The sequence below is a fragment of the Sphingomonas sp. DMC8 genome (genome assembly GCF_056314185.1).
This window is the reverse complement of sequence record NZ_JBQUYV010000002.1, coordinates 604604-629863: the sequence shown is the minus strand read 5'-3', so window position 1 is coordinate 629863 and position 25260 is coordinate 604604. Positions and strand designations below refer to the sequence as shown.

The following is a 25260-nucleotide window of genomic DNA, read 5'->3' as shown; positions in this document are numbered from 1 at the left end:
TTTGTCCCATGTCAATGCACCCGTGTTTTCCCTATGTGCGTTGGAGGTGCCGTTGGAGTATAACGGCACCATGGCTACCGCTGATTTTGGTTCGACCCGGATCGAACATGACGCCCGCCTGATCAACACCTCCAAAGGTGACGATCACCTCCGCCCCGGCGACATCGCCATTGGGGTAATCATCGGACGAACTAGCGAATTTTTCGACTTCTTCGTCTACGCCATCGCCTCGGTGCTCGTCTTTCCGGCGCTGGTTTTCCCTTATCTTGATCGACTTAGTGGCACGATCTGGTCGTTCGCCCTCTTCCCGCTTGCCTTTGTCGCCCGTCCGCTGGGCACCCAGATTTTCATGCGTGTCGACCGCCGCCATGGGCGCGGCGCCAAACTCACCCTCGCTTTGTTCCTGCTTGGTACCTCGACTGTGTCGATCGCATTCCTGCCCGGCTATGCCGAAGTCGGCCTCTGGTCGGCCGTGCTGCTGGGGCTTTTCCGAGTCGGCCAGGGCATCGCTCTGGGCGGTGCGTGGGATGGTCTGGCTTCGCTGCTGGCGCTAAACGCACCTGCAGCAAAAAGGGGCTGGTACGCGATGGTGCCGCAGCTCGGTGCCCCGCTAGGCCTGATGGTGGCCAGCGGCCTGTTCGCCTTCTTCGTGGGGCTGCTCGACAGCGCGGATTTCATGTCCTGGGGCTGGCGCTATCCGTTCTTCGTCGCGTTCGCGCTCAATGTGGTGGCGCTGTTCGCCCGCCTGCGCATGGTCGTCGCGCAAGAATATGTGTTGATGTTCAAGAGCCGCGAACTGACCCCCTCGCCCGTGCTGGCGACGATCCGGGCGCAGTGGCGCAACATCATCATCGGGGCATTCGCGCCCCTCGCCAGCTTCTCGCTGTTCCACATGGTAACGGTGTTCCCGCTTTCCTGGGTGTCGCTGTTCACGCAGGAAAGCGTGACGCGGTTCCTGCTCATCGAAATGATCGGCGGCGGGTTCGGCGTGATCGCCATCGTCGTGTCGGGGATGCTGGCCGACAGGATCGGGCGTCGCTCGCTGCTGGGCTACACTGCGGCCGCGATTGCGATGTTCTCCGGCTTCGCGCCGCAGCTGCTCGATGCGGGCAGCGTCGGTGAGACGGCGTTCATGATCCTGGGCTTCATTCTGCTCGGCCTGTCGTTCGGGCAGTCGTCGGGCGCGGTGACGAGCAATTTCCCGAAGCGCGCGCGCTATACCGGGGCGGCGCTCACCTCGGATCTGGCGTGGCTGGTGGGTGCCGGTTTTGCGCCGCTCGCCGCGCTGCTGCTCGCGCAGCATTTCGGGCTGATCGCGGCCGGCGCCTATCTGCTCTCCGGCGCGCTGGGCACGCTGGTGGCGCTCTACCTCAACAAGGAACTGGCGCGCCGGCTCGATTGAGCTGGCGGGCTTCCGCCCGGATCCGCGCGATCCGGGCGGCAGTTTCGGGTGCTGCCGCGAAGTCTTCGATGGCAGCCTCAAGGCTCGGCATCAGCCGTCCATATTCGCTTGCCAGCGGCACATAAGTGGGGCGTACCGCGCGCCATCCGAGCGATCTGCCGGGGGCGCTTTTCACCAGATCGGCGTTCAGGCCGCACGCTTCTGCCAGCGCGCGCGCGAAATCGTCCCAGCGGATCGCAGTGTGGTTGGTCAGGTGCAACAGCCCCGTCATGCCATCGATCAGCGCGTCGAGCGCGGCATTGCACAGATGCGGCACATAGCTGGGGCTGACGACCTGATCCTCCGCCGCCGCAAAGGCATCGCCGCGCGCTAATGTCTCGAGCGCGTGCACCGCGAAATTATGCGCGTCATGGGGTGAGAAGAAGGCGGCGGTGCGGACGATCAGGTGGCGCCCGGGCAGCGCACCGATCGCCGCCTCTGCGGCAGCCTTGCTGCGGCCATAGGCGTTGCGCGGGCTGGCGGGGTCGGACTCGCGATATGCTCGCGCTGCCGTTCCGTCGAACACCAGATCGCTGGAGAAGCCGAGTGTCGGTATGTCGCGTGCCGCGCAGGCCGTGGCGAGACGCTCTGCCCCGGTGGCATTGACGGCGTGGCATGCCGCTTCGGCCGCTTCGGCTTCGTCGACCCGGACCCAGCCGGTCGCGTTGATCACCGCCCAGGGCTGAAACCGGTCGAGCGCCGCATCGATGCTGGCCGGATTGCCGAGATCGAGGCGCGCGCGGTCGGTCAGTACATAGGCGAGATCGCGGGCAGTACAGGCACGGGCAAGGGCCTGGCCAAGCGTTCCCGTCGCACCGGCGATGAGGATCGGATGGGCGGGCTGTGCGGGTGCATCCATGCGCCGGTGCTCGGCCATGGGCGCGGGGCGCGGTACGGCGGGATGGACCAGCCGGTGCGCGCGGCGCCACCATCCCTGACCGGCAAGCGCCGGATGGTCGGGCGCCCTGCCCGCCGCAAGCGCCTGGAGCAGCGGCACCATCGCCGTCGCGCGCGGCGTGCCGGCGCGGACATCGAACACGCCGCATTCATAGCCGCCGGGCGCGGTGAGCAGCGTATCCCAGCCGACATTGCCGAACAGCGCCCAGGCGGTGACGGCCTCCACTTTTACGCCCTTCCGTCGGGCCGCCTGCGCATCCTCCCAGGCATCGCGCATCCAGCGCATCTGTTCCTCCCGCGTGCAGCCATTATGCACCTCGGTAATGGCGATGGGCGTGGCATAGCGTTCCCAGGTCTGGGTAAGCGCATGGGCCAGCCCCGGCGGCGGCGGATCGAGCGCGCGGACCGCTTCGGTATCGGCATAGCGCATCCTGCCATTGCCACCGCGCAAGTACGCCGGATAGCGGCGGATACGGTGATCGAGAAAGCGGTCGCTGGTCAGATAATGGTTGAGCCCGATCACGTCGGGCGGACAGGGCGCGGCGGCCAGTTGCTCCAGTCGCTGCGCAAGGCCGAAGCCCGCCAGATGTTCCCATAGCGGATGGCCGGGGACGGCGCGGCCGAACAGCAAGTCCCACCCCATCCAGCGCCGCGCATTGTCGAAGGCGGCCTGGTCCCGCACCGCCGCGGTGGCGTGGCTGGTGCCGAGATCGTCGGTCTGGATCAGCCGCGCATCGGGGCGCACCGCCCGGATCGCCTTCATGGCGGCAGCCGTCCCTTCCACCTGATGGACGAGCGCGCGCCAGAAGGCGCCTTCGTCGCGCGCATGGGGATACCAATGGCCGTACAGCGCGCTGAAACGGGCTGTCGTCAACGGCTCGTTGACCGGAGTCCAGTCGCGGACCCAGGGATAGCGCTCCGCCACCCGGGCAGCATAGTCGCCGAACTTCCGCGCAAAGTCGGGGTCCAGCAGGCTGGTGCGGCGCGGGCCGCTGCCATGATGGAGCAGCCCGACGATCGGCCGCACCCCCAGCGCGTGCAAATGCGCCAGCCGGACGTCGCTCCAGTCCCAATCGCATCGGGCCGCCGCTTCAGGCGACACGCGCTCCCACAAGACGGGAAAGCGCAGCGCCTGCACGCCCAGCGCCGCCACCCGGTCGAGATCGTCGAGCCGCACGGCGTGGCCGGTGTCGCGCAACTGGTCGCGATACCGGTTGCCGACCCGATTCACGGTGCATTCCGCGCCGCCCCATAGTTGCAAAGGTTCCAGAAATCCTCCGTCCCGCCGATCGCGTCTGTGCCCGAACGCGCCGCATTGCTCTTGCGTTCATCCCGCAAAGAATAGGCTGCAATTGATGCAAGTTAAGTGATTGATACGAAATGCTGTTTCGGAACATTGCCGGGGCCGCGCCGTTAAACCTGCCTCATCACAAAAGGTTCATGGCCATGGCGTCTGACGCGATTCATTCTTCCGCCCGAATTCAATCCCGCGTCGGCGATGATCCTGGCCTTCTTCTTTGTTTCAGTCATCTCCGATGGAATTTCGTCTTCCAGCGACCGCAGCATCTGATGCTGCGCTTTGCGCGGCAGCAGCGGACGATATTCTGGGAAGAGCCGATCATCGCGGACGTGCCGGCGCCGGAACTCGAGGTTCGGACCTGCCCGGACACGGGCGTCGTCGTCGCCACACCGCATCTGCCCGAAGGACTGGACGCAGCCGAAGTCGAGGGCGCGCTCCGCACGCTGCTCGACGGATTGCTTGCTGCCGAGAAGCCGCGGTCGCTGGTGCGCTGGTACTACACGCCGATGATGCTGCCCTTCTCGGCGCACCTTGAAGCGGACTGCGTCGTCTATGACTGCATGGACGAGCTGTCGAATTTCCGAAATGCGCCGCCCGAGCTGATTCCGCTGGAGAAGCGGCTGCTGGGCGAAGCCGATCTGGTGTTCACCGGCGGCTATAGCCTGTACGAGGCGAAGCGCGACCAGCATCCGGCCGTTCACCCCTTCCCTTCCAGCGTGGACGTCGCGCATTTCGGGCGCGCTCGGTTTGCGCAGGCGGAGCCGGCCGACCAGGTTGGCCTTCCGCATCCCCGGCTGGGCTTTTACGGCGTGGTCGACGAGCGGATGGACCTGGACCTGCTGGCGGCACTTGCCGATGCGCGCCCCGACTGGTCGCTCATCATTGTCGGCCCGGTGGTGAAGATAGACCCGGCCGATCTGCCGCAGCGGCCGAACCTCCATTATCTCGGCGGCAAAGCCTATGCCGAGCTGCCCGCCTATCTCAATGGCTGGGACGTGGCGTTGATGCCCTTTGCGATCAATGCGGCCACCCGCTTCATCAGCCCCACCAAGACCCCGGAATATCTCGCCGCCGGCCTGCCGGTGGTGTCGACGCCGATTACCGACGTCGTACGCCAGTATGATGCGCTGGAAGGTGTCCGCATCGCCGCTACGCCCGAAGCCTTTGTCGCTGCGTGCGAGGCAGCGCTGGCGTTGGCCGAGGGCGATGACGCCTGGCGCGGCGAAGTCGATGCGATGCTGTCGCGCATGTCGTGGGACGAGACCTTCGCCCGCATGGTTGCGCTGATCGGGGCAGTGACCGCCCGGGCCGGCGCGGTCCAGCCGATCGTCGCGCCGGCGCTGTGGCCGGCAGAGCGGACGCGGCGCTATGACGTGATGGTGGTCGGCGCGGGCTTTGCGGGTGCCGTGATGGCCGAGCGGCTTGCGGCGGGATCGGGTAAGAAGGTGCTGGTGGTCGATCAGCGCCCGCACGTCGCCGGCAATGCCTATGACTGCCGTGACGATGCAGGGCTGCTGATCCATCAATATGGACCGCATATCTTCCACACCAACAGCCGCGACGTGTTCGACTATCTCTCGCGCTTCACGGAATGGCGCGACTATGAACATCGCGTGCTCGCCGAAGTGGACGGGATGCGGGTGCCGATTCCGATCAACCGCACGACGCTGAACCGCCTCTATGGCCTCAACCTGCAGAGCGACGAAGACGCCGCTGCGTTCCTCGCAACGCGCGCGGAACCGCTGCCCGAAATCCGCACTTCGGCGGATGTCGTCATCTCGGCGGTGGGCCGCGACCTGTATGAGAAGTTCTTCCAGGGCTATACCCGCAAGCAGTGGGGCATGGACCCGTCCGAACTCGACAAATCCGTGACCGCGCGCGTGCCGACCCGCACCAATACCGACGATCGCTATTTCGCCGATACGTTCCAGGCGATGCCGGCCAAGGGCTATACGGCGATGTTCGAGCGGATGCTCGACCATCCGAATATCGACCTGTTGCTGGGCGTCGATTATGTCGAGGCGCGCGAGGCCTATCCCCACGACCATCTCATTTTCACCGGGCCGATCGACGAATATTTCGGCCATTGCTACGGCCGACTGCCCTATCGTTCGCTGCGTTTCGAGCACCGCACGCTGGAGCAGGAATGGTTGCAGCAGGTCGCGGTGGTCAATTACCCGGACGAAGCGGTGCCCTATACCCGCGTGACCGAATACAAGCACCTCACCGGCGAACAGGCTGCGCAGACCAGCATCACCTATGAGTATCCGAGTGCCGAGGGCGATCCCTATTACCCGATACCCCGGCCGGAAAATCAGGCGCTGTTCAAGCGTTATGAGGCGCTGGCCCTGGCGCAACGCGACGTCACGTTCGTCGGGCGACTGGCAACCTATCGCTATTACAACATGGACCAGGTTGTGGGTCAGGCGCTGGCCACCTGGCGCAAGCGCTTCGTCCAGCCTGCCCCTGCGCAGGTTGAGGCGGAAGCTGCCGCGGCATAATGGTTAACGGCTACGTTACTCCGCCCTAAGGAGACATCCTCAATTCACAATTCCGCGCTTAGATTCAAAAGCATGTCAACGAAAGTTGAAGGCCGGATCAGGCGCGGAGCAGTGACGATGGGCGATCGGTGGACGAAAGCAGCAGCGGCGGCGTGGCATGCGGCGCATCCCTGGATCATGGGATGCAACTTCACCCCGTCGAATGCCATCAACCAGCTGGAGATGTGGCAGGCCGCCACGTTCGATCCGCAGGCAATTGCGGACGAGCTTGCCCTGGCCGCGTCGGTGGGAATGAACGCCGTGCGCGTGTATCTGCACGACCTGCTGTGGGTGGACGATGCCGCCGGCTTTCTCGACCGCGTGGACCAGTTCCTGACCATCGCCGACGGCCATGGCATCCGCACCATGCTGGTGCTGTTCGACTCGTGCTGGAACCCCGAACCGGCGCTGGGGCCGCAGCCGCACCCCGCCCCCGGCGTCCATAATTCTGGCTGGGTCCAGTCCCCCGGCGTGCCTGCACTGCGCGATCCCGCGCAGCTCCCGCGCCTCGAAGCCTATGTGAAGGGCGTGGTCGCCCGCTTCGGACGCGATCCGCGCGTCCTCGCCTGGGACGTGTGGAATGAGCCCGACAATGGCCCCGAAGTGTCGCTGTGCGATGCCGGCGAACTGGGCGCGAAGGCCGATCTGGTACTGCCGGTGCTGGTCCAGGCGTTCGGCTGGGCCAGAGCGATGGCGCCGATGCAGCCGCTCACCAGCGGCATCTGGCTGGGCGACTGGTCCGCGCCCGAGCGGCTGACGCCGTTGCAGCGGGCGCAGACCGATCTTTCGGATGTCATCTCGTTCCACAATTACGGCGTCGCCGAGGATTTCCGCCAGCGGATCGGCTGGCTGCGCGCCTTCGGGCGGCCGCTGCTGTGCACGGAATTCATGGCCCGTCCCGCCGGCAGCACCTTCGAGGCGATTTTGCCGATCGCGCGCGAGGAAGGCGTGGCGGCGTTCTGCTGGGGGCTGGTTTGCGGCAAGACGCAGACGCACCTTCCCTGGGCCGCGTGGGAAAACCCGAATTTCGCCGGCCTGAAGGACAAGTGGTTCCACGACATCTTCGACACGGGCGGGACGCCGCATGATGCCGAGGAAGTCGAATTTCTTCGGTTGCTCGCCGCCATCGACAAGGGCGCGCCGCACTGGCCGATCGTCGCGGTTCGACCCACGGCATTAGGAAACAAGGGCTGGCCGGACTCCACCGCCGCCGCAGCCTGAGGTGGTTGCGGCGACGGGTGCTATTGCAGGGTACGCCTGAGCGCATCATGCCATCCGGCGAGCAGGGCATCGCGGCGATCGTCGGGCATGTGCGCTTCGAAACACGCCTCACGCGACCAGATTGCAGTGAGCGCGTCGAGCCCTGACCACAGACCCACGGCGAGGCCGGCCAGAAAGGCGGCACCGCGCGCGGTGGTTTCCAGATCGTCCGGCCGCTCGACCGTGACCCGGAGGATGTCGGCAAGGAAGCCGCACAGCCAGTCATTGGCCGCCATGCCGCCGTCGACGCGCAGCATCGCCGGACGATTGCCGCCGTCCTGCACCATCGCGGTCAGCAGGTCACAGGTCTGGTAGGCAACGGCCTCGAGCGCGGCGCGGGCGAGATGCGCCTGTGTCGCACCCAGCGTCAGGCCGAAGATCGCGCCCCGCGCATCGGGGTTCCAATGCGGGGCGCCGAGGCCGACAAAGGCAGGCACCATGTATACGCCGTGACTGTCCGACACGCGCGTCGCCATGTCGTTGGTCTGGCTGGCATGGGTGATCACGCCGATCCCGTCGCGCAGCCACTTGATCGCGGCCCCCGCGACGAAGATCGAGCCTTCGAGCGCGTAGCGCGTCTGCCCACCGATGCGATAGGCCGGGGTGGTCAGCAAGCGATGGTCCGATACAATCGCCTGCTCGCCGGTATTGAGCAGCATGAAGCAGCCGGTGCCATAGGTCGACTTCACGTCGCCCGGCGCGAAACAGCATTGCCCGAACAGCGCCGCCTGCTGGTCGCCCGCCATGCCGGCAATGGGAATGGCCGCGCCGAACAGATCGGGCGCGGTCGTGCCATAGACATGCGCATTGTCGTGAACGCGCGGCAGCAGCGCGGGCGGGATGCCGAACAGGCGGCAAAGTGCCGCGTCCCATTCGCCGCGATGGATGTTCCATAGCGAGGTGCGCGATGCGTTGGTGACGTCCGTTGCGTGCACAGTGCCGCCGGTCAGTCGCCATAGCAGGAAGCTGTCGACCGTGCCGAAGGCGAGTTCGCCCCGTTCGGCGCGTGCCCGCGCGCCCGGGACATGATCGAGTATCCAGCCGATCTTGGTCGCAGAAAAATAGGGGTCTAGGAGCAGGCCGGTCCGTTCGCGCACCAGCGCCTCCGCGCCATCCCCGCGCAGCCGCTGGCAATGCTCTGCGGTGCGGCGGTCCTGCCATACGATCGCGGGATAGAGCGGTTGACCGGTCGCACGGTCCCAGATCAGCGTCGTCTCGCGCTGGTTGGTGATGCCGATCGCCGCGATTGCGCCTGCGCCAAGGCCGCTTTTCGCCAGCGCATCGCGCGCGGTGGCGAGGGTGGCGCGCCATATCTCTTCCGGATCATGCTCCACCCACCCTTGCGCGGGATAATGCTGGGCGAGTTCGGCCTGCGCGGTCGCGACGCGGCGGCCGCGCGCATCGAATATCACGCTGCGGGTGGAAGTCGTTCCCTGATCGATCGCCAGGATGTGCGTTTGCGTCACGCGGGCCCCTCTCCTTTACTGTCCGAACGCTCATCGAGTTCGGCTTCCGGGTCAACGCTTTCGGTGCGGCGATGCGGCGGAAATGCAGTGGCCGGGGACGGGAGCGCGCGTTGCCGGGAGCTACGCCTTCAGGATGAGGCCCTTGCTGTCCATCCACCATCCGACCGCCCAGCAGAGCATCGTATAGGCGAGCGCACAGAGGAGCGAGCCCAGCGCGCCGGGCGCTATCCGCTGGAACAGATCGATGCCCGCCACCTCATACACATCGTGATCCGTGCCGGTGGGAACGAGGTTGATGGCGGTGACGAACAGTTCGGAAAACAGATAGATGGCGAGCGGATTGCGTCCGAGGATGGTGAAAAAGCGCGTGCCGCGCCGGAAGCCCGCCAGTTCGATGAGCGCGATGGTCGCGCCGAGCAGCAGCAGGTCGAGCCCAACCGTCAAAAGCACGTAGGAGCCGGTCCACAGCTTCTTGGCGATCGGGAACCATGGGGCCCAGGCGAGGCCCGCGACGATCAGCGCAGCGCCGACCAGTGCCATTGCCCGCACCGTGCGCGACAGGCTGGGACCGCGCACGATCGCCAGCCCGGCGAGGTAGCCGGCGAGCACGTTCACCGTTGCCGGCAACGTGCCGAGCAGCCCTTCGGGATCGAAACCGCTGTCCTTCTTGTACAGATGCCCCGGCCCCAGCAGCCACAGGTCGATCCGCGTGCCGATATTGGCGAACTTGTCAAAGGCCATGCCCGGCGGGCTGAACGCGACGAGAATCGCCCAATAGCCGGCAAGCAGGGCGATCGACGCCAATACGAGTTGCCGCGTCGACAACCAGCGGACCATCAGGCCCGCCAGAACATAGCAGAGCGCCAGCCTCTGGAGCACGCCGGGAACGCGGGTGAGCGCGAAGGGCTTGAACGCCCACCCGTCCGCCCCGTGCTGCACGAACGGGAACCAGTACATCAGATAGCCGAGCACGAAGATGATCGCGCCGCGCCGGAACAGCCGCGCCAGATAGGGACCGGTGGCGACAGGCTTGCGCAGCGCGAAGCTCATCGCGTTGCCCATCGCGAACAGGAAGGTGGGAAACACCAGATCGGCGAGCGTGAAGCCGATCCATTTGGCGTGGACCAGTTGCGGATAGGCCGGCGCGCCCGGGCCTGCGGTGTTCACCAGGATCATCAGGAAGATGGTCGCCCCCCGGAACACGTCGAGCGCGAGGAAGCGGGGCTTGCCCTGGAGCGTGGCAATGGTGGCGGCCTGGGTTTCGGTCATCAGCGATCCGTTTCGGCGAGGAGGGTGCGGGCAAGGGCAAGCGGCGCGGCAGGGCGGCGGCGGGGCCAGAGGCGCCCGTCCTTCAGCCAGCCGCTCTGCCAGTCGCGAATGGCGCGGGTGGTGGCTGCGGCATCGAGCGGCACATGCGCCAGCGCCGCGCGGCGCTGTGCGGCGAGGAATTGCTGCCAGCGCGGCAGGTAATAGCCTGCGTACAGCCCTTGCCACGCGCGCGAGGCATAGTCGGAAAGGTGGCCTGTGCCGCCCCAGACGGTTACGACGGCCTTGGCCTGCTCGACAAAGGCAGCTTTCTCCGCCGGCGTGTCGCCATAGGCGCTGGCGTCGGCCAGCCAGCTGCCCAGCGTTTCCTGCTGGTTGCCGGCCAGCGCGTCGATGGTGCCGGCAAGCTGCGCCATGCTTTCCGCCGCACGGTCGCCCGCGGGGACATCGCCCGACTGATAGGCAGCGATCGCGGCCTTGAGCCGGTCGTCCAGCTTCAGGCTGGCATAATGGCGGACGAGATCGACGACATCCTGTACGTAGAGGGGCTCTCCAGCCAGCGCCGGCGCTTGTGCGAGCAGCGCGTCGATGCCCTTGCGCAGGGCAGCCGGATCGCCCGGGCTTGGCGGATAGGCCGCGCCGTCGAGGGTCGGGAACTTGAAGAACAGATAGGCGCCGGCCTGTTCGTGCCACCAGCGCGGCGTCCAGTAGCGCGTGGCATAGGCACCGGCGATGGCGGTGCTCCAGGCTTCGACAAGTGGCTTCGCGCTGTGGCCGTACCGCGCGCGGCTATAGTCGGCGAGCCATTGATCGAGCGGGCGCGGCACGCCGTTGCCGTCGATCTCGCCCCAGGCAAGGTCATAGGCATAGGCATAGACGATCGGGTTGTTGTGCAGCCCTTCCGGAAACAGGCCGAACCCGCGCAACTGCCCCCGCCCGGCATTGGCGAGCGCCGCGGCGATGTCGCTGCGGTAGAATTTCAGATCGCCATAGACCGGATTGCTGCCGCCATAGTTATGGACATAGCCATAGACCCAGTTCTTGCCGAAAAAGGCCTGGGTCGCGTTCCAGATGCCGGGATAGCGATCATTGCCGATGTCGAGGATCAGCATGCGGTCGTTCGGCACTTTGGACAGGAAGGCCGCGATCGCATCGGGCGTCCAGAACGCCTTGTCCGCGCCGAACAGCCAGCCCTGCATCACCCATGTCGCATTCGGCGCGGCCGCCGTGATCGAGCGGTAGAGCCGCTCGCCATAGGCCGCCAGCCGCGCATCCCGCACCGGCTTGGGCAGCGCCGCAGCGCGCGTTGCCGCGCTGTTCGCAATCGAATCGCCATAGGTCGCGGCGCGCGCGTCGCTGCCGTCCTCGGCAATCGGCGGCACCATCTCGTTAAAGGCGTCCGCGAGGTAATAGCGCCCCGCGCCATAGGTGGCATTGTAGATCCCGATGAAGCGGGCAGCGAGCCGCGCGAACCACGGGTCGGACGGATCGAGCCAATAGGTTCCGGGAAACCCCTCCCAGGCGCGCATCTGGTAGATCTTCGCTTCCGGATGCGCCTTCGCAAAGGCTTCGGGGACATAGCCGGAAAAGGCGGGCAGCACCGGTTGCATCCCCAGCGCGCGCATCCGGGTGAGGATCTTGCGCTGCAGGGCGTGCTTCTTTTCGATCCAGTTGGCCGAGAGCGGCGCCCGATAGCCGGCAATATTGCCCATGCGCTGCCAGGGCAGGAAGGGCGCGGCGGAAAGGCTGTCGGCGATCTGTCCGTCACTCAGCCCCTGTTCGCGCCACAGCGCACGCCAGACATATTCCTGCCCCTCCATGGCGAGCGGCGTGTCGACGCCATGCGCCGCCATCCAGTCGATCTCGCGCTCCCACCGCGCCCAGGTCCACCAGGGCGTCGTGTAGCCATAGGTGCAGGTGTTCAGATAGGCGCGCAGCGCAAAGGGCGACGCCACCACGCCGCTGTCATAGCCATTGGCGACGTGCAGCGGGCGGTTGCGGACGCCGTCCCATCCGACGAACAGGCTCCCCTGCCCGCCCAGATAGCGCGTCGCGCCGCGGACCAGCGCGATGGCCGACGAACCCTCGATCCGCACGCGGCCGCCAATAGTGCGGACATGGAAATAGGGGGTGGGGCCCTCGTGGAGCGAAAGGTCGATTCGCCCGGTGTCGACCCCCAGCCGCGCGAGCACTGCGCGGGCGGCAGCAACGCCTTGGACGGCGTGCGGCACGTGGCGAGCGTGGGCAGCTTCGCGGGCGGAAACGGGCGCAGCGCCGCCAAGGCAAGGCGTGACCGCCAGGATCATTGCCATATACCGAGACCGCAACCCGTATTTCCCGATCATCGGCTGCCCCACTCACCTTCCGAAAGGACGTATTGACTGCCACCCGCCCCAAACTGTCAAGGCCAGTTTAGAACAAAATCGCGAATTGGCATGGCCAATCTGGGCACTCTCGTGGCGTGCGGGAGAGGAAATTGGCTCCATATTGGTTTGACGGCGGCGTGGTTTCCCAACCGCTTCCGGCACGCTAAGACGGAAAAGCGCGCAGCCACAAAGAGGTAACGGCAGGTTGAAATCCCTTGGTCTGGTCGAACTGGCGAAAATCGCCGGCGTGTCGGTTTCAACCGTGTCGCGCGCGCTTTCCGATCACCCGCGCGTGTCCAGCGCTACCAAGGCGCGTATCCGCACGCTGGCGACCGAACATGGCTTTCGCCTCAACCAGACGGCGAGCGCGCTGCGCAAGCGCCGCACCAACACGATCGGAGTGGTGATCCCGCTGGGGCACGAGGTCGACCAGACGCTCTCCGATCCCTTCTTCATGGGGCTGATCGGTCCACTGGCGGATGCGTTGGCCAGCAATGGCTTCGACCTGCTGCTTTCGCGCGTGATTCCGGAGGATGACCGCTGGCTGGAGGATGTGATTTCATCCGGGCGGGTCGACGGCATCATCCTGATCGGCCAGTCGAACCAATATTCGGCAATCGAACATGTCGCCAGCCGCTTCGCGCCGATGGTAGTGTGGGGTGCGCGGCGGCCGGATTCGCAGCAGATCACCGTCGGAACGGACAACGAAGCCGGCGGCGCGCTTGCCGCGCGGCACCTTATCGCGATCGGGCGCCGCCGCCTGGCTTTTCTGGGCGATCCCGGCGTGCCCGAATTTGCCGACCGCTATGCAGGTTTCCACCGCGCGATCGCGGACGCGGCGCAGGTCGAGGAAATGGTGCTGCCGCTGCACCTTACGGACAAGGGCGCCTATGCCGAGATGGCGCGTTTCCTGGCCGACCACGCGCCGCCCGACGGCATCGTCGCTGCTTCGGACGTGATTGCGATGAGCGCGATGCGCGCGATTGCCGATCAGGGCCTGCGCATCCCGCAGGATGTGTCGGTCGTCGGCTATGACGATATCAGCATCGCTGCGCATACCGTCCCGCCCCTCACCACCGTCCGGCAGGACATGGCGCGGGGCGCGCGGCTGCTGGTGGAATTGTTGCTGCGGCGTATCGCCGGGGAAGCAGCGGAGCCGGTGATGATGGCGCCCGAACTGGTCCTACGCGGATCGGCCTGACCGCACCCGCAACGTTGCGGCAGCGGCGCACAGCATCAGCGCACCCGCCAGCATGAGCACATGCCGGGGATCGCCGCCTAGCAGAGGGCGGTAGATCAGTGGCAGCACCGCTGTCTCAATCATCATCGGCACGACGATGAACATGTTGAAAATGCCCATATAGACGCCGGTGCGCTCCGGCGGGATGGCATCCGCCAGCATGACATAGGGATTGCCCATCAGGCTTGCCCAGCCGATGCCGATGCCGAGCATGGGCACGATCAGCCACAGCGGTTCGTGGATCCATGGCAGCGCCAGCATCGCCAGTCCCGACAGCAGCATCGCCGTCGCATGGACGTTGCGCGCACCCAGTCGCCGCGCGATCGGCACCATTGCGAAGGCGGCGATGAAGGCGACGAAGTTATAGAGCGCGCCAATCTGCCCGTTGAGCAGCGCCGCCTCTCGGAACCCGGCCGCCCCTGCATCCGCAGTGCCGAACACCGAACGCGCCAGCGCGAAGACAATGTACTGCCAATAGGCGAACATGGCGAACCACTGGAACAGCATCGCCAGTGCGAGCTGCCGCATCGGCAAGGGCATGGCGCGGAAGGCATTGCCCAGATCGGCAAGCGCAGCGCCCGCGCGCAGCCCCTGGCTCTTCGCGTGCGCGACGGTTTCGGCATCGATGGGCAGTTCGGGCACCCGGATCACCGACCACAGGATCGTCCCCAGCGAGAGCGCGGCGCCGATCAGAAAGGCGATGCGGGTAATTTCCGGAATGCCATTGGCATCGACAAGATCACCGCTGATCCCCGCCCACACCAACAACGAAGGCGACAAATAGGCGAGCGTCTGGGCCAGGCCGGTAAAGGCCGATTGCGACAGGAAACCGGCGGCGCGCTGGTCCTCGCGCAGCCGATCGCTGACATAGGCCCGATACGGTTCCATGGTCACGTTGTTCGCCGCGTCGAGGATCCAGAGCAGGCTGGCGGCCACCCAGAGCGCCGGGCTGTAGGGCATCGCCAGCAGGCCCAGGCTGCACAGCACTGCGCCGACCAGGAAATAGGGGGTGCGCCTGCCGAAACGCGTGATGGTGCGGTCGGAAAGGGCGCCGATCAGCGGCTGGACGAGCAGACCGGTCATCGGCCCCGCCAGCCATAGCAGCGGCATCGTCGCTTCGTCCGCGCCCAGATAGCGATAGATCGGCCCCATATTCGCCTGTTGCAGGCCGAACGAGAATTGCAGACCGAAAAAGCCGAGGTTCATCTCGACGATGCGCAATGCGCTGAGGCGGGGCTTGGCCATCGTCATCCGGTTCTTTCCTCTCCTTGTCCGCCTCTCCTGTCCAGTCGAAGATGCCGGCCACTGGATTTCTAATGGATTGCGCAAACGTTTGCAACTTCCCTCTTGGCAAACGTTTGCGCATGCGATACGCCAACCAATAACGAGTCGGCCCGAGAGCCGTCCATTTCGTGGGAGAGTGATAATGAAGGCGTTTTCCATCCTGCTGGCCGGCACCGCGCTTGCGCTTGGCGGCCCTGCGTTCGCCCAGACCGATTCCGCTCCGGCTGCGGCGCCCGATGCCGTGCCTTCGGGCGGCGATGAGATCATCGTGACCGCAGTGGCGAAGAGCAGCAACCGGCTCGACAGCTCGATTTCCGTCAGCTCGCTAGACGCAAATGCCATTCAGCAGAGCGCGCCGCGCTCCGTCGCTGAAGTGTTCCGCAATATTCCCGGCATCCGTTCAGAAAGCTCGGGCGGTGAAGGCAATGCCAATATCGCCGTGCGCGGCCTTCCGGTCGCGTCGGGCGGCGCCAAGTTCCTGCAATTGCAGGAAGACGGCATGCCGGTGCTGGAATATGGCGACATCACTTTCGGCAATGCCGACATTTTCCTGCGTGCCGATTTCAACGTCGCGCGCGTCGAGGCGATCCGTGGCGGCTCCGCCTCCACCTTCGCTTCCAATTCGCCGGGCGGCGTGATCAACCTGATTTCGAAGACCGGCGAGACGCAGGGCGGCGCCGTGCAGTTCAGCAAGGGGCTCGACTATGGCGAGAACCGCGTCGACTTCGACTACGGTGCCCATCTGTCGGGCAGCCTGCGCTTTCATGTCGGCGGCTTCTATCGGCAGGGCGAAGGCCCGCGTGCGGCCGGCTATGACGGCAACAAGGGCGGCCAGCTCAAGCTGAACGTCACCAAGGAATTCAGCGGCGGATTCATCCGTTTCTACGGCAAATATCTGGACGACCGCGCAATCGGCTATCTGCCGAACCCGGTGAAGGTAACGGGCTCGGACAGCAACCCGACCTACACCAATATCGCCAATTTCTCGATCAACCAGGATACGCTGCACTCGCGCTACATCACGCGCAACGTGACGCTGGACGGCAACAACAATCCCGTCGTCGACGATATCCGCGACGGCCAGCACCCGCTGGTCAAGTCGTTCGGGCTGGAAACCCAGGTCAAGCTGGGCAGCGACTGGACGCTGCACGAGCGGTTCCAGTTCTCCGACATTTCCGGCCGCTTCATCTCCAACTTCCCTGCGGCGGTGGATTCGGCGAGCACCATCGCAACCTCGCTGGGCGGCGCCGGCGCAACGCTCAGCTACGCCAATGGCCCCAAGGCCGGGCAGGCGATCACCAATCCGGGCGGGCTCAACGGCAACGGCTTGCTGGCCGAGATCGTGGTGTTCGACACTAAGCTCAACAGCCTCAATAACATCACCAACGATCTGCGCATCAGCCGTGACTTTGCGCTGGGGGCTGGCACCCTCTCCTTCACCGGCGGCTTCTACAAGTCGCGGCAGACGATCGATACCGAATGGCTGTGGACCTCGCTGCTGTCCGACGTGGTCGGCGGCGGCAATGCCGCGCTGGTCAACGTCACCAGCGCCGGCGGCACGCCGATCACCCAGAACGGCGTTTACGGCTATGGCGCCGCCTATTTCGGCGGATGCTGCCGCCGCACCTACAATGTCGATTACGATACCAACGCGCCGTTCGCCTCGCTGACCTACAGCGCCGGCAAGCTCACGCTCGACGGCAGCGCGCGCTATGATTTCGGCACGGCCAAGGGCAATGTCGCCGGTGCTGATCTGGGCGGAAACCGGGTCGGGACCACTTCGCGCGACATGAATGGCGACGGGGTGATTTCGAATGCGGAAACCCGCGTTTCGGTGGTGCCGGTGACGAGTGCGGCGCCGGTCGATTACAGCTTCGACTATTTCTCCTACTCGCTGGGTGCCAATTATCGCATCGCCCGCGACCTGGCGGTGTTCGGCCGCTACAGCGTCGGCGGCCGCGCCAATGCGGACCGCCTGCTGTTCGGTCCGGCAGTCAGCACCACCAACGGCAGTCTGGTGAGCAGCGATGCGGCGGTAGACATGGTGCGCCAGGCCGAAGGCGGCGTGAAGTATCGCAGCAACGGCCTTGCCCTGTATGCGACGGGCTTCTGGGCGCGCACCGAGGAACAGAATTTCGAGGCGACTACCCAGCGCTTCTTCAACCGCAAATATCGCGCCTATGGCGTCGAGCTGGAGGGCAGCTACCGGATCGGTGGCTTCAGCCTTTCCGCCGGCGGCACCTGGACCGATGCCAAGATCGTCAGCGATGTGCTGAACCCGTCGGTCGTCGGCAACCGCCCGCGCCGTCAGGCCGAGTTCGTCTTCCAGGCGACGCCGCAATATGAGACGAAGCTGTTCACCGTCGGCGCGAACTTCGTCGGCACCACGTCGAGCTATACCCAGGACACCAACCAGTTGAAGCTGCCCGGCTACACCACGGTCAATGCGTTCCTGCAGGTGCGTCCGGTCGATCGTGTCCAGCTGTCGCTGCAGGCGAACAACCTGTTCAACGTGATGGGCTTCACCGAAGCCGAGGACGCGACGATCCCGGCCAACGGCATCGTTCGCGCCCGCGCGATCAACGGCCGAACGGTGTCGGCTGCGGTCCGCCTCTCCTTCTGACGGACAGGACGGGCATGCTCGCACAGAACCCAGTCCCCCCGGGCGGGGCCGGCATCCAGACCTTCCACTGGATGTCGGCCCATGTGGCCGCAATCCGGCCCGGCGATGCCGCTGCGCCGCTATTCGGTCCGCAGGCTGCCGTGCTGCCCGGCATCGACCTGTGGGACCACTGGCCGGTGGTGGATCGGGCGAACCGGGTTGTCCCCTTCCCCGGCGGTCCGCTTGTCATTGCGCTGACTGCGCCGGTTCTTGAGGATCCCGACGCCCGGCACGCAATCGCGCGCCTGCGGTTGCTCCAGAAGCGTGAGGGGGGCTGGCGTGATTTCGGGCCGCTGCTGCCGGAAGGGCTGAACCCGGGCAGCCGCGAATGGGCAGGCACGGCGGTGCTGGAGGCGGATGGCACGACCCTCTCCTTCTACTATACCGCTGCCGGCGTGCGCGGCGAGGCGGAAACCAGCTTCCTCCAGCGCCTCTACTTCACCCAGGGCAGGTTGCGCTTTGCGGGCGATCGCGCGCAGGTGGACGGCTGGAGCGTGCCGCGCGAAATCGTTCAGCCCGACGACCATTTCTATCAGCGCGACATGGCCGGTGGCGGCGCGGTCGGCACGATCAAGGCGTTCCGCGATCCCTTTCCGGTCCGCAACCCCGGCGATGGCAGTGAGTGGGTCTTGTTCTCGGCCTCGCGACCGGGGGCGCCCTCGAACTGGAACGGCCTGATCGGCGCTGCACGGCGCGAGGGCGATGGCTGGGCGCTGCTCCCGCCGATCGTCGACGCGACTGGCCTCAATAACGAACTGGAGCGGCCGCATATCGTGACCCATGCCGGCCGGTTCCTGTTGTTCTGGTCGACGCAGAACAAAGTATTCGCCGAGGGTGATCCGAAGGGACCGACTGGCCTGTACGGCCTGATCGCGAATCGGCTGGAGGGGCCATGGCGGCCGCTGAACGGCACCGGCCTGGTTCTCGCCAACCCGCCCGAAGCACCCTTCCAGGCCTATAGCTGGCTTGTGCTTGATGACCTCAGCGTCTGGAGCTTCGCCGATCTGGTCGGGCTGTCCGTGCCGCCCGCCAGCGTCGCGGCGGCGCGCGCGGCCTTTGTCGGCACGCCGGCCCCGGTGGTGCAGCTTGCGGTCGAAGGCGACAACACGCGCATCCTCGGCGCCGTCTGACGCTCGACGGCCCGCGCCGTATTGCCTATCCGTCCTCCGAATCTTCGGGAGAACGCGCCATGACCAGCCCCAGCGGCATCGAACGCCTTGTCGCCATCATGGCGCGGCTGCGCGATCCGGAGCGGGGTTGCGAATGGGATACGGTGCAGACCTTCGCCTCGATCGCGCCCTATACGATCGAAGAAGCCTATGAAGTCGCCGATGCGATCGAGCGCGATGCGATGGACGAGCTGAAGGACGAGCTCGGCGACCTGTTGCTGCAGGTGATCTTCCACAGCCGCATGGCCGAGGAAGCGGGGCATTTCGCCCTCCCCGACGTCGTCACCTCGATCAGCGACAAGATGGAGCGGCGGCACCCGCATATCTTCGGCGATGTGGCGGAGGGCGGCCATCACCTGTGGGAAGCGATCAAGGCCGAGGAACGTGGTGCCAAGGGCGCATCCAGCGCGCTGGACGGCGTGGCGATCGGCCTGCCCGCCCTGCTCCGCGCCGAAAAGCTGCAGAAGCGGGCGGCACGCACCGGCTTCGACTGGCCCGACCCGGCAGGCGCGCGCGCGAAGATACTGGAGGAGCTGGACGAGGTGGAAACGGCGGTGGACGACGCCCATCGCGCCGAGGAAGTCGGCGACCTGCTGTTCGCGGTGGCCAACTATGCCCGCAAGCTGGGCGTCGAGCCCGAAGCGGCACTGCGCGCAGCCAACGGCAAGTTCGAGCGGCGCTTCCGCGCGATGGAAGATGCAGCGGGCGAAGCGTTCGTCGGTCTAAGCCTCGACGAGAAGGAAGACCTTTGGCAGGTGGTGAAACGGGGCTGAGGCTTGAGGCCCCTACCCCCGCGTCGCGAACCGCTCGTAATCGCGGGGCGCCATCCGCACTTCGTACACCGCTTCCTCGCCCTCGATATGCTGGTCGAGCACTTCGCCGTGCTGGTGCAGCCAGGCAGCCGCGGCGCCGTCGGCGGGGTCGAGCCGTAGCGTGTAGCGGCGGTGCCCCTCCGTCAGTCGCGCTGCGACGGCTTCTACGAGCGCCTCAACGCCCTCCCCGGTCATCGCCGAAATCGGCATCACGTCGCTGCGCCGCGCTGCGATGGCGATCAGTTCGTCGCGCGCCTCGCCTTCGAGCAGGTCGAGTTTGTTCCATGCCTCGAACCGGGGCGTCGCTTCCGACACGCCGATCTCGCCCAGCACCTTCTCGACATCGGCACGCTGCGCCTCGCTGTCGGGATGGGCGACGTCGCGGACATGGATCAGCAGGTCGGCCGACACTACTTCTTCCAGCGTCGCCTTGAAGGCGGCGACCAGTTGCGTCGGCAGTTCGGATACGAAACCCACCGTGTCCGACAGGATCGCCTTGTCGATACCCGGCAGGCTCACCTGCCGCAGCGTCGGGTCCAGCGTCGCGAACAACAGGTTTTCCGCCATGACGTCAGCGCCGGTCAGGCGATTGAAAAGCGTGGACTTTCCGGCGTTGGTATAGCCGACCAGCGCCACCACCGGCCACGGCGCCCGCTGGCGGCGTTCGCGGTGCAGCGTGCGGGTGCGGCTGACCTGGTCGAGCTCGCGCTTCAGCCGCGCCATGCGGTCGCGGATCAGCCGACGGTCGGCCTCGATCTGGGTTTCGCCCGGACCGCCAAGAAAGCCGAAGCCGCCGCGTTGCCGCTCGAGGTGAGTCCAGCTGCGCACCAGCCGGCCTGCCTGATAATCGAGATGCGCGAGTTCGACCTGCAACCGCCCCTCGGCCGTGCGGGCGCGTTCGCCGAAGATTTCGAGAATAAGCCCGGTGCGGTCGATGACCTTGCAGCCAAGCGCAGTTTCCAGATTGCGCTGCTGCACCGGCGTCAGCGCCGCATCGAACACCGCCAGTTGCAATTCCTGATCGCGCACCGTTTCGGCCAGCGCCTCGACCTGTCCAGAGCCGATCAGCGTGCCGGGCTTGGGCTTGCGGAGCTTTACCGCCACCTTTTCGCGCACCTCCACGCCGATCGCCGCGGCGAGGCCGGAGGTTTCCTCCAGCCGCGCCTCGGCATCGCGCGCGCTTGCGCCCATATCGGGATAGACGACGAGCGCCCGTGCGCCCCGTGTGAATTCGTCGGGGTCGCGCTCGAAACCAGTGCTCATGCAGGCGTCAATCGCCGTCGCCGCCGTTGGTTTCCTCGGCCAGGTTCAGCGGGTGTGCCGGCTGGATGGTCGAAACGGCGTGCTTGTAGACCAGCTGGGCCTGGCCCTCACGCTGGAGCAGCATGCAGAACAGGTCGAATGCCGCGATCTGGCCCTGCAGCATCACGCCGTTCACCAGGAACATGGTGACGGGCTCCTGCGCCTTGCGCACGGCATTCAGGAAGATTTCCTGCAGCACCGGGTTCTTGTGCTGGAACTCGCCAGCGGCATCGAGCAGCGCAGTCAGGTCGATCGGGCCGGAGGGCATGATCGTCGAAATGGCGTGCTTGTAGACAAGCTGCGACTGACCGTCGCGGCGGAGCAGCACCGAAAAATTGTCGAACCAGGTTACGATACCCTGGAGCTTCACGCCCTTCACCAGGAACATCGTAACCGGCGCCTTCGACCGGCGCAGCGAGTTGAGGAACAAGTCCTGAAGCGAGGTCTGCTTTTCGGCCACCGTCGCACTCCTTCTAATTCTTGGCGGGATTTGCCCGCGGTGCGCCGTTCCCGGCGTCGGGGTGGCGCCACCTCGGCGCCGGTGCGTAATCTAGGGTTTTCGGGGCCGGCCGTCCATAGGCAGCGCTCAGTCGTCGCGCGTGTCGGTAATGCCCAGCAGCTTCAGCTTGCGATGCAACGCCGATCGCTCCATGCCGATGAAGCTGGCAGTCCGCGAGATATTGCCCGAGAAGCGGCGGATCTGGACGCGCAGATATTCGCGCTCAAAGCTTTCGCGCGCTTCCTTGAGCGGTGCGCCCATGATCGCGCTGGAGCCGACGCCGCCGCCGGCATCCGCTGTCCGCCCCAGCACTTCGGGAGGCAGCAGGTCCAGGTCGATGCGGCCGATCCGGTCGCCAGGGGCAAGGATAACCGTGCGCTCCACTACGTTGCGCAACTGGCGGACATTGCCCGGCCATTCATAGCTTTGCAGCGCCACCATGGCGTCGGGTGCTATTTCGGGCGTCGGCACGCGGCGTTCGGAAGCGTAATGCGCGACGAAATGCTCGACGAGCACAGGGATGTCTTCGCGCCGGTCGGTGAGCGGCGGAATGCCGACGGGTACTACGTTGAGACGGTAATAGAGGTCTTCACGGAAGCGCCCGGCGGCAATCTCTGCCATCAGGTCGCGCGAGGTGGCAGAGACGACGCGCACATCCACCTTCACGGTCCGCGTGCCGCCGACGCGGCTGAAGCTCTGGTCGGTCAGCACCCGCAAGATGCGGGCCTGCGTCGCGACCGGCATGTCGGCAATCTCGTCCAGAAACAGCGTGCCGCCATGCGCCTGTTCGAGCAGGCCGGTGCGGACCAGATCGCCGCCCTCTTCTACCCCGAACAATTCCTCCTCGACGCGCTCGGGCGTCATCCGCGCGGCACTGACGATCACGAAGGGCGCATCGGCACGCTGGCTCCAGCCATGCAGCAGCCGTGCGGCGATTTCCTTGCCGACGCCGGGACCGCCGGTGATCAGTACGCGGCTGCCGGTCGACGCGACGCGCTTCAAGGTGGCGCGGACGGTGTTGATGGCGCTCGAAGCGCCGGTCAGGTCGGTGCTGCGGCCCGCCGAGGCGCGCAGCGACGCGACTTCGCGGCGGAGGCGTTCGGTCTCGGTCGCGCGCTCCACCATCAGCAGCAGGCGGCCGGCCTCGAACGGCTTTTCGATGAAATCGGCCGCGCCGCGGCGGATGGCGGCGACGGCGGTGTCGAGATTGCCGTGGCCCGAAATCACCAGCACGGGGATGGAGGAATCGCGCCGCTTGATCTCGTCCAGCAGCTCCAGCCCGTCGAGCCGCGACCCCTGCAGCCAAACGTCGAGCAACACCAGGCTGGGGCGACGCTCCGCGATCGCTTCCAGTGCGGAGTCGCTGTCGGCGGCGGCGCGGGTGGCATAGCCCTCATCCTCCAGCACGCCCGCGACCAGCTCGCGGATGTCGCGTTCGTCGTCGACGACAAGGATATCGAGGCTCATGACTTGTTTCCGGTTCTGGTAAGGGCGGCGGGTCGCGGATCATTCGCGCCCGGCGCAGGTTCTTGCGTGGCGATGCCGGCCAGCATCGTCGTATCGAAGCAAAGCGTGACGCATGTGCCGCCACCGGCCCGATCGCCGAACGCGATCGTGCCGAAATGTTCCTCCACGATCTTCTTGACGATGGCGAGCCCGAGCCCGGTGCCACGGCTGCGCGTGGTCATATAGGGCTCGACAATGCGGTCGCGTTCGACGGGAAGGCCGACGCCATTATCCTCCAGCGTCAGCACAACCTTGCCCTGCTGCCCGGTGATGGCGAGATGGACTTCACCCGGATCGATCGCCTCCCCTTCCCGCGCCTCGATCGCTTCGACGGCGTTCTTGACGATATTGGTGAGAGCCTGGCCGATCTGCCTGCGATCGCACACCAGCAGCGGCGCCGGGTCCGGCGCATCGAGCGTAAAGCGGATCGCCGGGTGGGCGACTTCGTGCAGAAACATCGACTGGCGCGCGATGTCGAGCAGCGATTCCTGGCGGAACAAAGGCTTGGGCATGCGCGCGAAGGAAGAGAATTCGTCGACCATCCGCCGCAGGTCGCCGACCTGGCGGATGATCGTGTCGGTCAGCCGCGCGAACACGCCGTCGCTCTGGTCAACCTGCTTGCCATAGCGGCGCTGGAGCCGCTCGGCGGCCAGCTGGATCGGCGTAAGCGGGTTCTTGATTTCGTGCGCAATACGGCGGGCGACGTCCGACCAGGCGGCGCGGCGCTGGTCGTTGAGCTGCTGGGTGATGTCGTCAAAGGTCAGCACCTGGCCGCCTTCGTCGGACGTCACCTTCACTGCCAGCGTCCGCGCCTCGCCTTCGGCCTGGACCTGGACGATACCTTCCCGGTCGCCGCTGTTGAGCAGTGCTTCCAGCTCGGGTGCGACGGCGGCTAGCGGTCGCCCGACAGGGTCTTCGGTGCCATGATGGAGCAGCGCCTTGGCGGACTCGTTGATCAGGCGGACGTTGCGCTGCGCATCGATCGAGATGACACCCGCCGACACCCCCGACATCACGGCCTCGATAAGGGCACGGCGGCTGTCCAGCTGGGCATTTGCAGTTACCAGCGCATTGGTCTGGTCCTCCAGCCGTTCGGTCATGCGGTTGAAGGCACTGCCGAGCGTAGCAAGCTCGTCGCCGGTCCGGCTGACCGGCACGCGCGCAGTCAGGTCGCCGCCGGCCACTTGCCGCGCTGCGCCCACCAAAGCGTTCACCGGCCGGACCAGGCGGTCCGCAACCGCGATCGCCGCGAAAACCACGACGCCGATCACCAGCAACGAAATGACGAGCAGCGCGATATTGAAGCGGATTTGCAGATATCGCGTGCGTTCGAGCAGCGATGAATAGTCGGTCAGGACGCTTTTCACCTGCGTCAGCCGGTCCGCCATTTCCTGCGCCCCGGTTTCGCGGGTCGCATAGAGATAATATTCCGTGCCGATCACGCGGGCCAGCGAGTAAGTCCGCTTTGCGTTGGTTCCGACAACGCTCTGGGTGCTCGCCTGGAGCTTCTTCACGTCCTCGAAACTGACATCGGCCATCGGGTTGCGATCGGAATTCTTGACGATGGCGATCGTCCGTACTTCCCCGTTGGAAGCGATGGTGAACAGCACCGCGTTGGAAAGACTTCGCTGCCACACATCCTGCGCGAAGGTGTTGACGAATTCGCGGCTCTCCGGCGACCAGTGATAATCGAGGAGCATCGTGCGCAAATCGTTCGCCATGGCGACATTCTCATTGTCGACATAGCTCATCAGCGCCTTGTACGACGCCGTTGCGAGTTGCTGCGAATTGTCGATCATCGCGCGGGTGCGCGGCGAGAACCAGAATTGCGCGCCATATTGGAACAGCAGCGACGCAATCACGGCGAGCAGCACCGTCGGCACGCTGGCCAGAATCGAGAAAATCGCCACCAGCCGCACATGGAGGCGCCCATCGCCCCCCGCGGCGGAACGGGAAGCGCGCCGACGCGCGATCCGCCTACCGGCAAGCACGATCAGCGACCCGAAGGCGAGCAGATTTGCAACGAGCAGCAGCGCCACCAACGGTGGGGTCAGCAACCGCTCCGAATCGCTGCGGCTGGCCACCACAAAATAGGTGCTGGCGGCCACAGCCATGGCAATTGCGAGCAGGCCGAGTTCGACGCCTGGCGTTACACCGAACCGCCTTGGGGGCGGTGAAACCTCAGCAATCGGCTCGACCAGTCTAGACATCGTTGCCGGAATACAACGCTTGCGTGGCGTAGAAAACACA

The 25260-nt window shown here is 65.8% G+C and carries 16 protein-coding genes; 7 read left to right on the top strand and 9 right to left on the bottom strand.

Features of this window, described 5'->3' with window-relative positions:
- Nucleotides 1–70 precede the first annotated feature (70 nt).
- On the top strand, nucleotides 71–1402 hold the full coding sequence (locus ACT53K_RS06885) for an MFS transporter (RefSeq protein WP_476227827.1): 1332 nt from the start codon (nucleotides 71–73) through the stop codon (nucleotides 1400–1402).
- Here ACT53K_RS06885 and ACT53K_RS06880 read toward each other — a convergent pair.
- Nucleotides 1371–3569, bottom strand: coding sequence for a family 1 glycosylhydrolase (locus tag ACT53K_RS06880; protein ID WP_476227826.1), 2199 nt, complete (start codon nucleotides 3567–3569; stop codon nucleotides 1371–1373). The two genes, ACT53K_RS06885 and ACT53K_RS06880, sit on opposite strands and share 32 nt — an antisense overlap.
- Before the next feature lie 338 nt (nucleotides 3570–3907).
- On the opposite strand from ACT53K_RS06880, the gene glf reads away from it, so the two are divergent.
- Nucleotides 3908–6139: a UDP-galactopyranose mutase gene (glf, locus tag ACT53K_RS06875; protein ID WP_476227825.1), complete on the top strand. Its 2232-nt coding sequence runs from the start codon at nucleotides 3908–3910 to the stop codon at nucleotides 6137–6139.
- A gap of 117 nt (nucleotides 6140–6256) precedes the next feature.
- Nucleotides 6257–7399, top strand: coding sequence for a cellulase family glycosylhydrolase (locus tag ACT53K_RS06870; RefSeq protein WP_476227824.1), 1143 nt, complete (start codon nucleotides 6257–6259; stop codon nucleotides 7397–7399).
- A 20-nt stretch (nucleotides 7400–7419) separates the two neighbouring features.
- On the opposite strand, the gene glpK is transcribed toward ACT53K_RS06870, so the two are convergent.
- The 3 genes from glpK to ACT53K_RS06855 form a co-directional block, all read right to left on the bottom strand.
- Nucleotides 7420–8904 (bottom strand): glycerol kinase GlpK, encoded by a 1485-nt coding sequence (glpK, locus tag ACT53K_RS06865; protein WP_476227823.1) that lies wholly within the window; start codon nucleotides 8902–8904, stop codon nucleotides 7420–7422.
- Nucleotides 8905–9024: 120 nt separating this feature from the next.
- A complete protein-coding gene (locus ACT53K_RS06860) occupies nucleotides 9025–10173 on the bottom strand; it encodes an acyltransferase family protein (protein ID WP_476227822.1) in 1149 nt (382 codons plus the stop codon).
- Complete coding sequence (locus ACT53K_RS06855; protein WP_476227821.1) at nucleotides 10173–12476, bottom strand: alpha-N-acetylglucosaminidase; 2304 nt, start codon at nucleotides 12474–12476, stop codon at nucleotides 10173–10175. Before ACT53K_RS06855 ends, ACT53K_RS06860 begins: the two co-directional genes overlap by 1 nt.
- Before the next feature lie 265 nt (nucleotides 12477–12741).
- Between ACT53K_RS06855 and ACT53K_RS06850 the strand changes: the two genes are divergently transcribed.
- Complete coding sequence (locus ACT53K_RS06850) at nucleotides 12742–13737, top strand: LacI family DNA-binding transcriptional regulator (protein WP_476227820.1); 996 nt, start codon at nucleotides 12742–12744, stop codon at nucleotides 13735–13737.
- On the opposite strand, the gene ACT53K_RS06845 is transcribed toward ACT53K_RS06850, so the two are convergent.
- On the bottom strand, nucleotides 13720–15021 hold the full coding sequence (locus tag ACT53K_RS06845; protein ID WP_476227819.1) for an MFS transporter: 1302 nt from the start codon (nucleotides 15019–15021) through the stop codon (nucleotides 13720–13722). The two genes, ACT53K_RS06850 and ACT53K_RS06845, sit on opposite strands and share 18 nt — an antisense overlap.
- A 181-nt stretch (nucleotides 15022–15202) precedes the next feature.
- Here ACT53K_RS06845 and ACT53K_RS06840 point away from each other — a divergent pair, with 181 nt between their 5' ends.
- Genes ACT53K_RS06840 through mazG form a run of 3 tightly spaced genes read left to right on the top strand, consistent with a single transcriptional unit; the run spans nucleotide 15203 to nucleotide 19664 of the window.
- Nucleotides 15203–17683: a TonB-dependent receptor domain-containing protein gene (locus ACT53K_RS06840; RefSeq protein ID WP_476227818.1), complete on the top strand. Its 2481-nt coding sequence runs from the start codon at nucleotides 15203–15205 to the stop codon at nucleotides 17681–17683.
- Nucleotides 17684–17697: 14 nt separating this feature from the next.
- Nucleotides 17698–18852 carry a glycoside hydrolase family 68 protein gene (locus ACT53K_RS06835; RefSeq protein WP_476227817.1) on the top strand — a complete coding sequence of 385 codons (1155 nt, stop codon included), beginning with the start codon at nucleotides 17698–17700 and terminating at the stop codon, nucleotides 18850–18852.
- Nucleotides 18853–18911: 59 nt separating this feature from the next.
- Nucleotides 18912–19664, top strand: a complete 753-nt coding sequence (gene mazG, locus ACT53K_RS06830; RefSeq protein WP_476227816.1) for a nucleoside triphosphate pyrophosphohydrolase — start codon at nucleotides 18912–18914, stop codon at nucleotides 19662–19664.
- Nucleotides 19665–19676: 12 nt separating this feature from the next.
- On the opposite strand, the gene hflX is transcribed toward mazG, so the two are convergent.
- The 4 genes from hflX to ACT53K_RS06810 form a co-directional block, all read right to left on the bottom strand.
- Nucleotides 19677–20966, bottom strand: a complete 1290-nt coding sequence (gene hflX / locus ACT53K_RS06825) for a GTPase HflX (RefSeq protein ID WP_476227815.1) — start codon at nucleotides 20964–20966, stop codon at nucleotides 19677–19679.
- A gap of 7 nt (nucleotides 20967–20973) precedes the next feature.
- Nucleotides 20974–21495, bottom strand: a complete 522-nt coding sequence (hfq, locus tag ACT53K_RS06820) for an RNA chaperone Hfq (RefSeq protein WP_476227995.1) — start codon at nucleotides 21493–21495, stop codon at nucleotides 20974–20976.
- A gap of 96 nt (nucleotides 21496–21591) precedes the next feature.
- Nucleotides 21592–22971, bottom strand: coding sequence for a nitrogen assimilation response regulator NtrX (ntrX, locus tag ACT53K_RS06815; protein ID WP_476227814.1), 1380 nt, complete (start codon nucleotides 22969–22971; stop codon nucleotides 21592–21594).
- Nucleotides 22968–25220 carry a sensor histidine kinase NtrY-like gene (locus ACT53K_RS06810; protein WP_476227813.1) on the bottom strand — a complete coding sequence of 751 codons (2253 nt, stop codon included), beginning with the start codon at nucleotides 25218–25220 and terminating at the stop codon, nucleotides 22968–22970. Before ACT53K_RS06810 ends, ntrX begins: the two co-directional genes overlap by 4 nt.
- Nucleotides 25221–25260 lie beyond the last annotated feature (40 nt).